This window comes from Ditibartonella apihabitans, from assembly GCF_002007485.1.
In the GTDB taxonomy this organism is placed as follows: Bacteria; Pseudomonadota; Alphaproteobacteria; order Rhizobiales; family Rhizobiaceae; genus Bartonella; species Bartonella apihabitans.
Window position 1 is genome coordinate 742533 of the sequence record NZ_CP015820.1, and the last position, 12975, is coordinate 755507.

Annotated in this window: 8 protein-coding genes; 3 read left to right on the forward strand and 5 right to left on the reverse strand. The window is 44.3% G+C overall.

The features are described from left to right. Window positions 1-296 precede the first annotated feature (296 nt). The 5 genes from nhaA to BBC0178_RS03315 all read right to left on the reverse strand — a co-directional run bounded on the left by nhaA (window position 297) and on the right by BBC0178_RS03315 (window position 8349). Window positions 297-1673: a Na+/H+ antiporter NhaA gene (gene nhaA, locus BBC0178_RS03290; RefSeq protein ID WP_078040334.1), complete on the reverse strand. Its 1377-nt coding sequence runs from the start codon at window positions 1671-1673 to the stop codon at window positions 297-299. A gap of 300 nt (window positions 1674-1973) precedes the next feature. Continuing rightward, on the reverse strand, window positions 1974-3671 hold the full coding sequence (locus BBC0178_RS03295) for a hypothetical protein (RefSeq protein ID WP_078039198.1): 1698 nt from the start codon (window positions 3669-3671) through the stop codon (window positions 1974-1976). A 15-nt stretch (window positions 3672-3686) separates the two neighbouring features. Continuing rightward, window positions 3687-5273, reverse strand: a complete 1587-nt coding sequence (locus BBC0178_RS03300) for a hypothetical protein (RefSeq protein WP_078039199.1) — start codon at window positions 5271-5273, stop codon at window positions 3687-3689. Beyond that, window positions 5270-5728, reverse strand: coding sequence for a hypothetical protein (locus BBC0178_RS03305; protein WP_078039200.1), 459 nt, complete (start codon window positions 5726-5728; stop codon window positions 5270-5272). Before BBC0178_RS03305 ends, BBC0178_RS03300 begins: the two co-directional genes overlap by 4 nt. Window positions 5729-6633: 905 nt before the next feature. Next, window positions 6634-8349, reverse strand: a complete 1716-nt coding sequence (locus tag BBC0178_RS03315; RefSeq protein WP_078039202.1) for a SulP family inorganic anion transporter — start codon at window positions 8347-8349, stop codon at window positions 6634-6636. Window positions 8350-8531: 182 nt separating this feature from the next. On the opposite strand from BBC0178_RS03315, the gene BBC0178_RS03320 reads away from it, so the two are divergent. The 3 genes from BBC0178_RS03320 (at window position 8532) to BBC0178_RS03330 (ending at window position 12952) form a co-directional block, all read left to right on the forward strand. After that, the gene (locus tag BBC0178_RS03320; protein ID WP_210187169.1) at window positions 8532-9962 is read left to right on the forward strand and encodes an MFS transporter; all 1431 of its coding nucleotides are present in this window, start codon (window positions 8532-8534) and stop codon (window positions 9960-9962) included. A gap of 78 nt (window positions 9963-10040) precedes the next feature. Further along, the gene (locus BBC0178_RS03325; protein WP_078040336.1) at window positions 10041-11813 is read left to right on the forward strand and encodes an SLC13 family permease; all 1773 of its coding nucleotides are present in this window, start codon (window positions 10041-10043) and stop codon (window positions 11811-11813) included. Beyond that, window positions 11810-12952, forward strand: a complete 1143-nt coding sequence (locus BBC0178_RS03330; RefSeq protein WP_149867411.1) for an FUSC family protein — start codon at window positions 11810-11812, stop codon at window positions 12950-12952. Before BBC0178_RS03325 ends, BBC0178_RS03330 begins: the two co-directional genes overlap by 4 nt. Window positions 12953-12975: the final 23 nt, after the last annotated feature.

Consider the following 12975-nt stretch of genomic DNA (forward strand, 5'->3'; position numbering starts at 1 on the left):
TCTGTGCACGAATATAGACGTGAAGTAGAGGAAGTAAAGGAAAAACAGGAAGTCACGGTGAACTCAAATCAACATTTTTCCAGAGGGCAAATTCAAGTCAGTTAATTTTGTTCCAATTGGTCAGACTGTTTCGCATTGTGTTTCACTTTGTAACGATATTGCGAGACATTGAACAAAAGAGACTTTGGAGAGACCGGCCCGTTTACACCGATAACAAGGCAATTTTTCGAGAGTAAAAAATTTAAAGAGCAGCATGACGAGTTTTTTATGCAGAAATCGTTCTCACAAAGAAGGTTTTAATGCAAGAAATGTTCTTTATCCGGTTTACGCGTCCTATGTTGTGCAAGAAATTTCAGCCATAAACCGTAGCCCAGTCCGAAGATAGCAGACATCAGTGATCCACATAGAATCGCGAATTTTGCCGCTTCCAATTGTCGAGGAGCGTTGAAGGCTAAAGTGGCTGTAAAAATCGCCATGGTAAAACCGATACCCCCTAATAATCCGACGAGAATCATTCCGCGGCAGTTTACTCCCGAAGGGAGAGTGCAAAGCCCGAAACGGACAGTCAGGAAACTTATGAGGAAAATGCCCAAAGGTTTACCAATAGCAAGGCCAAGTCCTGTTCCAACCATGATAATGAGGGAGAAATGATCTTTAAAGTCGACATTGGAAATATTGATACCGGCATTGGCAAGCGCAAAGAGCGGCATAATGACAAATAATACCCAAGGACTAAAGGCGGCAACAAGTCGGGATACGGGAGCGTCAATTGCAGCTTCGCTCTTTCGTATTTCAAGAAGAGCAAAATGGTGCGTTGAAGCGCTGTCTTCAGGCTTTTCATTTTTCAATATTTCCAAAGCGTAAGACAGTCGATCAACAGGCGCAATCAATGAGCGGGGGCTAAGTGCCGGTGTCAATAATCCCAATATTACGCCCGAAAGGGAAGGGTGGATTCCGCATATCATAAGTCCGAGCCAGAGGAGAGCGGCGGGAAGAACATAAACCAGTGCCGAGTTAATCCCTATCCATTGCAAAAAAACGAGAATAATAATTGCAAGACATGCAATGGGCAGGCCTGCAAGATCAAAACTACCAGAATAAAAAATCGCTATAATCAAAATGGCGATAATGTCGTCTATAGTGGCGAGCGCAAGCAAAACGATTCTTAAATTATTTGGAACCGATTTGCCCAGAAGTGCCAAAATCCCGATTGCAAAAGCTATGTCGGTTGCAGTGGGGACAGCCCAGCCGTGGCTGGTCTCCGGACCATGATTGATAGAAAAATAAATAATCGCCGGCATGATAACGCCGCCGACAGCTGCAACCAGAGGCAACAAAGCCTGGCGGAATTTTGACAATGCGCCATCATGGATTTCCCGTCTTATCTCCATGCCTGCGACAAGGAAAAAGAGTGTCATTAAGCCGTCATTGACCAGAAAGTGCAGATCTTTGGAAAAGGAATATCCGAAGGCTTCTATTGAAATTTTTTGGTGCCAGAAATTTTGGTAAGCGGTCGCATAAGTTGAATTGGCAAGCAAGAGAGCAACCATTGTTGCAATAACGAGAGCAACGCCCGCCATAGCTTCGATATGAAGTAGATTGCGACAGCTTGAAAATATTTTTTCGGCAAAAACAGATGCGCGGTTCGGCAGGCGGTGAGACATATTTGTCATGGCAAGTTCCTTTTTGCTGGCGGCCCGACCAGCTTGAAACCTGCCCGTAAACAATTTACCGGACACCCGACATTTTTATATCCAAACGAGGGAGAATATACAAGCCAACAATATTATTTATGGCGTTCGAAATTTGAAGCTTTAATATGTAGATAAAATTTCTAAAGTGCCCAACTTAAAGAGAGAAATTCAAATATATTTTGATTCTTACAAGAGTGTGATTGATTATATGAAATAATACGACACGATATATAGAGAATTATCCATTAGATAATTCTCTATATAATTATATTTCACCATTTAATTTTCATTTTTTACGACAAGATCGACTTTATTGAGCGCGCCTGCCAGATCATTTTGCAATGCTGTTTCAAGATCTGTTGCTGTGAGTCCTTTATCGTCTTTGGCTTTGATTGATATTTTGAGTGTTCCCGGTTTTTTTGCAAATGCACCGAAAGCAGCTGATATCTTTTGTGCTTCTTCGTGATCTTTCAAAAGCATTGCCGGACTCTTCGTCATAACCACATAAAAATCGTCATAAAGTTCTTTCTTGAGATCGTGTTTATTGTCGTTCAAGTTCTGTGCAAGATAGGTAAACAATTTGTCGATGAAGCCGAAATCGGAATAACGCATATCCGCTTTAGTGATGCCAATTTGGTTTGCAGCATCAAGCATTGCTTGTTTGTCGCCCGAAAAGAGTTCTGAACCGGCATTGATAATTGTTGCGGACATTTCGCCTGAACCAATGCCATCTGCGTTAAATGACAGATCATTAAGGGAAAGAGTTTGACGACCGGAATTATAAGAGAAATCAAGTTTTCCCGAGATATCCAGTGTTTTGAATCCCATATTCCTGAACATTTCGAAACTTTTCTGAGGCATTTCGCTGGTGTTTAATGAAAAACCATCGAGTTTCACTAACAAACTTTCAGGAACAGCTTGTTTCCATTCTCTTGGTTGGAGTTCGAACGAATTCAGGCTTGCTTTGACTGTTGGTAAATCGATATCAGCTTTTTCAACTTCGGCATCTATGGCCGTAATTGCCGATACTATCGTTGCCAGCAACTCATTCCTTGCCGCTTTTTCACCCTTTTCATCACCACTCTTTTTAGCTTCCAGATAGGCACGTGCAAGATCTTCAGGCACGGCTTCCATCGGACGCATTTTTAGCCCGGCGGTTTTAAACTTGTTGAGCGAAAAATGAGCATTGCGATTGGTGCCCTCGAAGACATCGATTGCAATATCGCCGAGTTCGACCGGTCCGAAGATAGTCCGACCAATTTTGTCCGGTTTTACTTTACCGGCCAAAATTGCATAGGTGTAAGCAAGATCAATATCACTCGCTTGCAAGGCATTGCTTTTGCCAATCAGCCGAAGGTTATTGTGTTCGCTCACATTGGAATTGGGCAAACCGACATTTGTACTCATGCCTGCAATGCCGACAGAACCGATATTGCCGGCCTTCAAACTCGAAAGCCAGAAGCCCTTGATATCAAGTTTTTCTGTTTCACCCTGTGGATTGGACAGGGATACCTCTATATCCGGCGCATTGACCGACGATATACCAACGCGCAACAAAGCTTGTAAAACGTTGGAAGCGATAGATGTATCCTTATCTTTGAGGGTGACACCACTCAATGTCATTTCAGGCACAACGACATGGATATTATCCCGTTTCAAATCAATATCATAAATTGTAAATGAACCGGGGACAAAGCCAACAGGAGGGCGACCGGAAACAGAACCTATTTTGAGAGAGACACCGTCTGGTACGGGTAAGGTGACATTTTTGAGGTTTACATTACCAGCGACGGTCACTTCTGATTGTTCGGCTTTGACACCATGTTTTGTCATCTCGTCTTTGACAAAACTGTTCAGATATGGAGCGGCCATATAAAAGGCACCGACACCCAATATGGCCAGAATGACCACGCCTCCAATGATATAAATTAACCAGCGTTTAAGTGTTGCTATTAACCAGCCACTGAAATTGGCCATTACATTTTTCCAGTCTTAATGTGTTGTATCTGCACTCACGTCTATTTTATCGACTAAAGTTGCAGGAAATTGCTTTATTGCCGCAAAATCGGCTATGCCGATACCATCTTTTGATTTAGCTACAGCATGGACATTGATAGTTCCACCGTTTTCTAAAAAGTTTTGCACTGCTTCGCCAGATTTTTGGGAATTTTCCGCACCAAGGAAAAGTGCAATTGCCAATCTGGCTTTGATAGCTGCCTCTCTGCGTTTGTTGGCAAAATTTTCGCCTGTATTCGCATCATAAAATTTTGCATAACGCTCAAGAAAGTTATCAGCGTTTGCCGTCAGGTGCAGATCATTTATGTGTATAACCATAGCAGATGCTATTATCATCGCTAAATTGTCTGAAAATAATTCCGGGCTGACATTTGAAAGTGTGCCCTTGAGGGACGCAGTTGCCATGTCCTGATAACCTAGAGTGTTGTTGAAATTAATTTTTTGGCTGTCACGATCCCAGTTGGCATCAAAGGCCCCATTGAATTTGATCGTTTTATAGCCGAGGTCTTTCAAAACACTGGACTCTTTTAGCGGATCGTAAGACGGGGATAAAATAAAATTCATTGCCTTTACACGATCACTTTCAACAGGGTACTCGAAATCTTTTACTACCGCTTTCAAAGATGTCGGTATAATTCCTTTGCCGAAATCGGCAGTGGCGTCAAATGCCCCCAATGTAAAGAGATTCTCTTCACTGTTTTTGGATGAGGGGTCGGAAAATTTAACACCGGATGTATGGATATTTTTGAATTGTGGCATGAATATCGTAGATTGAGGTTCCGAAAATGATTTATAAAGAGCATCATAATCGGCATTACCCGAGCTAATGGCGTGATTCAAAACATCAATAAAGTCATTCAACTGCTCCGAACGCAGGTCCGTTATTGAAAAACTATCTACTACTAAAGCACGTAGGTCTTCTCCGCTGGCTTCATAACCATTCAGGCTAATATCCACACGTCCATTCCGGTAAGTAACAGAAAAATTTTTCTGCTTCGAAGTTAGGTCGGAAAATTTTTGAGACACTCCTTCAACATCCATATCCATAAATCCGACCGACGAAAGTATGGCGAGCCTCTTGAGAAAAATTTCGTTCTCTTTTATTTCCTTGACGTTATCAATGGAACCAGATTGGCCAAGTTCTTCCATGAAACTGCTCAATGAAAAAGGTAGATGACGCAACGACAGTTTTGTTCCCCAAATAGTTTGGGCGGTAGACAGAGAGTTGTTTCCGTCTTCGTCTGGTTGGTTGATTATAATGTCATGAATTGACCAGCCATTTGCGACATCCTTGAACGGATTTTCCGCGTTGGAGCCAGATGAAGCTTCGTTAAAATAGCTAATCAGATAACCGAGATCGAGGTTGTTTATTTCACTCTTACCGAATTCTGTCTTGGCAAATTTTGTATTTACCGAGGAGGCACTTTTTTTGCTTAATGGATATTCACCGGACATACTATCGGCTGTCACCTTTTTGACGAGACCCTTCGCAATGTCATCAAAAATAACGTTGTTATAAGAATAGGTTGCTCCATTTGTTTCTTTTCCATCGGTCCAGATCACATTCGGAGCAACAATTTTTTCGCTGTAATATTTCGAATATCGAAAAAATATTGATTGTCAGATGTTTTTGAGTCATTGAGCGCAAAGTTTTCCAAAGTCATAACCGGAATAGACAGTTTGCTTTGACCTAACGAATAGCTGATTTTTTCAAGTTCGAGTTTTTTACTGGTTTTGCCGGAAAAATTGACTTCACCCTTGATTGTCTCGGCCTGCAGACTTCTATCTTTGGAAAAATTGATCTTGGCATCATGAATAGTAAAATGACGCCGCCAATTGACATCAAGCGAACTGAAGCTGACGCCATTTTCTTTGAGAAAATTGTCAACGTGTTTTTGTGCTGAACGAGCGAGATAGAAAACAAAACCACCCGCTATGATAGCCAGAACAATGATGCTTATGATAATTTTTGGCCAAGGCGACTTTCGGGTTCCCTTGTCAATGATTTGTTCACTCATCCCGTTTCCCCTCGATTGCAAAGGTTAAAACACAACACACGTTGTTCTCTTTTCCATAATGGAAATAAATTGCGACTTTATTCTGGATAAACAATGCATAATATAACGAAGCCACAGAGTCTTGTTCTTTTTTTATTGCTAACGGTCAATTCACCGGTCACCGGCTTCGGTAGATAGCAATTTTCGTGCATTCCCTATAAAATCCTTGTTGATAATATCAGTTTCGACTTATGAAAGGCCGCTTGTCTTTTAGAAGGGCCAACGCCATAGGCGGGTATATCTGATCTGCTAATATATAAGTCGGCCTCGAATTTAGGAAATGGTAGTTAGCGGGCTGATGACAGAGACAATGATAGGCCAATTTGAGGCTACAATTCCATGGCGGCACCATGTGATATTCGAAAATATCGGGAACTTTACATTATAAAACCCTTATTGGCGGTATTTCTGTAAGGAAATTACAACGGTTATTCTCTCCCGATTTTGACGTAAAAATAAGAAATTGGCAGGGAAAAGGGGCGGGGAAATATCATTATTTGCAGCGGTGCAGACAATATTTGATCAAGATTTGATCAAGCTTGTCACGCGGTCTGTCATTGTCGTGTCATCGAGCTTCTTTCTGATAGAAATGACCTGCTCTTTAAGGATTATTATTATTGCCATTAAAGCGGCACATATCCGAGCTTTGCCTGTGACCAAACTTCTTGAATTCTGTTGATGTGCTAAAATCTTAAATTCCATCAATATGATTGCATTTGTTGCGAAAAACTTCCGATTAATCAATCCGCTCTTTTTAAAATTCTCGGGGCATTAAAACATCGTAATCTAAACACTAAAGCCGACAAAGCTCATTCTGTTTTGATACAGCATTCGATCAATTTGAAATGCAGGTTTGAAAATCACGGTCAAGCGGTAACAGCTTCGCGTTTCATATATTTATGAACAGCTTTTCCCAGATTTTTTTCCAGATGGACAGCAGGTGGTCTGATGCCATGTGACATAAGGTCTTTCAGAACCTGTTCGGAGGCCCCGCAAATGACGAGGGTGATGCCTTGTTTTTTTGCTTTTCCGGCAAGACTTTCAATCGTATTTGCACCTGTCGCATCAAGAAATGGTACCTGAGCGAAATCGAGAATCATGGTTCGGTAATTATCGCCAATCCGGTCAAGAACCGAGCCGATAGAGGCAGCCGCACCAAAAAAGAAGGCGCCTGAAATATGGTAGACAACGGTTCGGCTGTCTTTTTGCAAGTCATTGTCGAACTGGGCATTTGACGTATTGGTACCATCCGCCCTGTCTTCTGCAACCAGCGGGCGATCAGCTGTGACACTTGCGGCTTTCGACATACGGTGGATAAATAATAAAGCACCCAAAGCAAAACCGATAATAATAGCTTCGGTTACGTTGCGGAAAATTGTTAATGACAGCGATACGAGTAGGACGACAGCATCGCCCGCAGATGCTTTGAGAAGAAGTGCAATTGCGCGTTTGTCAATCATATTCCAGGAAATAATAGCAAGTATTCCCGCAAGACATGCCAGCGGAATAAAATTGGCAAGAGGTGCCAATGCAACGAGAAACAACAGCAAAAAGATTGAATGACAAATACCGGAAATGGGGCTTCTTGCTCCTGCGCGAATATTGGTGGCGGTACGTGCAATAGCTCCCGTTACACAAATACCGGCAAATAGGGCAGAGGCTATATTTCCCACGCCTTGTGCGACAAGCTCGCAATTCGACCGATGGCGGCGCCCCGTCATGCCATCGGCAACAACTGCCGACAAAAGCGATTCAATTGCCCCGAGTAATGTAAATGTCATCGCATCGGGGAAAACGGCTTTGATTTTTTCAAAAGTAAAATCGGGCAGATGCGGATGAGGTAAAGCAGATGGCATAGTACCGAATTTCGAGCCTATGGTGACAATATCGAGATTGAAAAAAGCTGTTATGGCGCCGCCAATAATGATTGAAAGCACCATGCCGGGCCAATTCGGCAATAGTTTTTTTAAAACCGTAATAAAAATGATTGTCCCCGCGCAGAAAACGATAGAAAGGAAGCTGCATGTTTCGATATTTTGCCAGATGAAAGGGAGTTTTTCTAAAATTGGCCCCGGCTCTTTTTCAGTGAGATTAAGCCCCAGCATATTGATCAGTTGGCTTAAAAAAATAATGACAGCAATACCCGCGGTAAACCCCACAGTAACAGGATAGGGGATGAACTTGATATAAGTGCCAAGCCGCAGATAACCGACAGCCATCAGCATAATTCCAGACATCACTGTCGCAAGAAATAACCCGTCCATCCCGTGCTCGGCGACGGTTGTCGAAACGACAATGATAAAGGCGCCGGCGGGGCCACCGATTTGAAAACGGCTTCCGCCAAGAAGAGCTATAAAAAAGCCACCTACGATGGATGTATATAATCCTTGTACAGGTGAAGCACCGGAGGCAATGGCGATAGCAATTGAAAGAGGCAAAGCAACGATCGCAACGGTAAGACCGGCGATGGCATCGGCGCGAAAATCGGCAAGATGATAGCCTTCGCGGAAGACTGTTACAAGCTTTGGCTGGAAAAGCTCGCTAAAGGATAAGGTATCGACAGCCTTTTTGGATCGCGCCATGATCTAACACAAAATGATTTGGGAAAAAGTATTTCTTGATGCATAGCACGGTTGTTTTTATCGATCTACTTTATTTAGACAAAAATACCTTTACTCACATAAAGTTTATGGCACGTCACAGTATGAAAATAATATCATATTTATTATTTTTGCGAAAAATGCATGCAACGGAAGTGTAACACATGCGGATATCCGAAAAACAAGCTCATGAAACCGGAATGACACATCAAGCCCGTTGGGTCGCTGTTCTCGTTGCGGCTGCGTTTTTCATGGAAAATCTTGATGCAACCGTTATTGCAACGGCATTGCCTGCAATGGGCAAAACATTTGCAACAGATCCTGTAAATATAAACACCGGCATGAGTGCCTATATGCTCACACTCGGTGTCTTTATTCCTGCAAGCGGTTGGCTGACAGACAGGTTCGGTTCGCGCTCCATGTTTTCATTAGCCGTTCTCACCTTTACCTTTGCGTCTTTATTATGCGGACTATCGCCCAATTTGACTTTTTTCATTTGTGCCCGCATCTTGCAAGGCATGGGTGGTGCACTCATGGTTCCGGTCGGTCGCCTCGTTGTTTTGCGTCAAACCCCGAAGAACAAGCTTGTCGAAGCAATTGCTCTTCTCACCTGGCCGGGATTGGTCGCACCGATTTTGGGGCCGCCGCTCGGTGGTTTTATCGCCCAATATTTTCACTGGAGCCTGATTTTTTATCTCAATATTCCGCTAGGTTTTATTATCCTTCTTTTCAGTTTAAAAATCTTCCCTGATGAAAAAAGTGAAGCACCGCGATCTTTCGATCTTTTGGGGTTCCTGCTTACGGGCATAGGACTTGCGACCCTGCTTTTTGCCGCAGAAAAAGTGGGCGATAGCCATGGTCTCACACCACTTGTTATCACTTGTTTTGTTATTGGTGTAACACTGCTTTCATGGAGTATTTTTCATCTTGAACATGCCAAGGCACCGCTTGTTTCGTTAAAAGCTCTGTCTTATCAAACATTTGCCGTCTCGATATATGGCGGGACAGGTTTCAGGATGACATCCAATGCTGTGATCTTTATCCTGCCGTTGATGGCCCAATTGGCGATGGGTTTTACATCGACCGAGGCTGGGTTTCTATTAATGCCGATTTTTGCCGGTACTCTTGCAATCAAACCGTTTACAACTCCGCTTATGCGTTATTTCGGTTTCAAGCGCACACTCGTTGTCAATTGTCTTTTCAATGCGTTATTTATTGCCCTTTGTGGAACCTTTTCACGCGGAATGCCGGTTTCATTGATGGTGGTCGTGCTGACGTTGAGTGGCGTGTTCCGTTCTATCCAGTTCACGGCTTTGAATACAATTGCATTTGCCGATGTTCCAGCCGAGGAAATGAACGGTGCCAACACATTGTTTTCAACAATTTTCCAATTGAACATAGGTCTTGGAATTGCTTTAGGCGCAATATGTTTGCGAGCCGCCGCTCAGATAACCGGTGCCGAACTTGAAATGTCCCTCCTACCATTCAAACTAGCATTTTTTATCGTTGCTTTTATAAGCCTCCTGCCATTATGGGGATTGTTACGCTTGAAACACAATGCAGGAGATCTTGTCGCCGGACATGTGAAGAGCTAGATTTTAAAAAAGCCATAGGCCACTTTCGGGAACAGGTCGGCCGAGGAGATGAATAAAAGAGGTGGGTGGCATCTTATTATGACAGCAGATCAGATTATGGCTTTTTCCATCATTGGTCTCATGATGGCAGTCTTCATATGGGATCGCTTTCGTTACGATGTTGTAGCAGTCTTGACGTTATTGCTTGCCTGTGCGGTCGGTATTGTTAGTCCGAAAGAGGCCTTTAAGGGATTTAGCGACGACATCGTGATTATCGTTGCAAGTGCCTTACTTGTCAGTGCAGGGGTCGCTCGTTCCGGAATAATGGAACTTATCATCCAACGCGTATGGCCGGATGTTAAATCTGTTCGGCTGCAACTTTGTTTTCTGGTTATTGTGGTCACGGTCCTTTCAGCTTTTGTCAAAAATATCGGTGCCCTTGCTATTATGCTGCCGATTGCATTCCAGTTCGCCCGCCGCTCCAATGTCTCGCCTTCGATTTTTCTTATGCCAATGTCGTTTGGTGCTTTGCTCGGGGGCTTGATGACGCAGATCGGTACCTCGCCCAATGTTGTCGTTTCTGCCATGCGGGAGCATCTTGTCGGAAAAAGTTTTACCATGTTCGACTTTACTCCGGTTGGGGCAACTGTTGCCGCTGTCGGTGTCCTTTATCTCGTTTTTTTCTCATGGTTGGTGCCTGCACGCGCGCGTAAATCCGCTTCGCCTGCCAATGGTCCGGCAAGCCGTGATTATATCTCGGAAGCCCGTGTCGTTAGCGGCTCGACAGTGATCGGTAAACAAATCTCCGATCTCGTCAAACCGGCGGCAGGAGATGCCATGGTTTTACAAATCATCAGAAACAAGACACTGATCTCTCCATTGCCGGATTTTGCGCTTGCCGAGGGAGACACAGTTGTTCTTGAAGGCACGCATAGTGGTCTCGATTCGGTCATCAATGCTGCAAAACTTGATATTGCCAAAGGCCGTGATGTCCAGACAGGGGACAAATTGCGACAGATAGATGTTGTCGAAGCAGTTGTCACCGACAATTCGCCCCTTATAGGTATTAATGCAAAAAGACTTAATCTCTTTGATCGTTACGATGTCAATTTGTTAGCCTTGAGTCGCCCTCAGGAACGTGTAAGGCAAAGACTGGGAGATATTGTTTTCAGGCTTGGTGATGTGATTGTTTTGCAGGGACGTGATGATATTATTCCGGATCTGTTGCAGGAATTGAAATGCCTTCCGCTCGCCAAGCGTAACATCATGTTCGGCAGTTTGCGGCATGGTCTGGTGCCCTTGACTATCCTGTTTATTGCAATTGTGGCCACAGCATTGCAAATTGTTCCTGTGGCACTTGCTTTTTTTGCGGCAGCCGTTGCCATGATCGTTTTTCGGGTCATACCCGCAAGAGATGCTTATCAGGCACTTGATGGTCAGATATTGGTTATGCTTGCAGCGCTGATACCGGTGAGCGAGACATTGGAAAAAACCGGCTGCACAAAAATTATCGGTCATTGGCTCAGTATGTTTGCATCATCGCTGCCGCCTTCAGGTGCACTCGCGGTTATTCTCGTTGCCGCAATGCTCGTTACTCCATTTCTTAATAATGCGGCAACGGTCATGGTTATGGCACCGATTGCAACGAGCTTTGCCGAATCGCTTCAATTCAAACCGGAAGCATTTTTAATGGCTGTTGCCATTGGTGCGGGATGTGATTTTCTGACCCCCATTGGTCATCAGTGTAATATGCTCGTTATGGGGCCGGGTGGTTATCATTTCAGCGATTATCCACGGCTTGGTGCGCCTTTAAGTTTTCTCATAGCGGTGGTTTCAGTTCCGATGTTGATGTGGGTGTGGCCGCTTACATGATGACCATCGGTTTTAAGCTCAAGTTTAAGCAAGCACTCAATCAGGTCAGGTTGAGCTGGAAGGATGCTCTATGTGCTGGCCTTGCTGCCGGTCTTGCATGGTTTATCTCGGTCCATTTTCTTGACCATGAACACCCGATCTATGCGGCAATGACGGCACTTATCTGCTTGGCTCCGGGGGTCCCCAGCCATGGGCGTCAGGCAATCTATGTATTGATCGGCGTGTTGACAGGTGTGGCAGTCGGAGAATTGACATTGCTCCTTCCTCCCATGCCGACCGAAGTGCGTATTGCTATTGTGGGATTTGCGGGGATGACGATTGCATCGGCTTATTCCATTGTTCCCGCCATTATTATTCAGGCAGGCATTTCGGCAGTTATGGTTTTTGCGTTAGGAGCAGATGTTGCCGGCTGGACCCGCGCGATCGATGTCGCTGTCGGAACGTCGATAGGTCTCATTTTCAGCCAAATCCTGTTTACGCCCGATCCACTGAAAACCCTGCATTTGGCAGTGGAACGGTTTTTTAAAGAAGTGGCTTTGAATTTCACACTCGCAGCCGATGCGCTTGAGAGAAACGATGTTTCGGATGCTATCAAAGCAATGAAGAGTTGCAGCCGTACCCATTCGGCACTGATCGGGCTAATCGGAGCAATTGACGTAGCGCGCTCGAATGCCCGTTGGACATTGCGCGGACGATTATCGTCACGCGAAGTCGTTTCACTTTCTGCCCGCTACGATCAGTCAGGCATCAGACTTTACGCTTCGTCGCTTCTTTTTTGTGAGGCCATGGTAAACGCGATACGCAAAGGGCGGGAAGCGCCACCCGAATGGCTGATAGAGGCGCTAAAACTCATTGTCGAAAATTGTCATTTTATTGCTGGCGAAGCAAAATTGGGGCAAGAATTTGTATTTCCGGATCGCTCAGGCAGAGCCGAAGCCTCATTGACATGGCGCGAATGCGTGATTGACATTGAAATGGTAGAAACGACACTTGCACGTTTCTATAAAAGCAGGACAAGGAGAAATCGTCTTGCCGCTTACCGGAAAAAGCAAATTCTTGACGCCGTGAGAGAGCAAATTGCTGAACGTAAACGCGCCGAAGCTCTTCTTGCCGATGAAGAAAAAGATAAAAAGTTGTAAAAAAGAAGGGGGTGATCTTATTG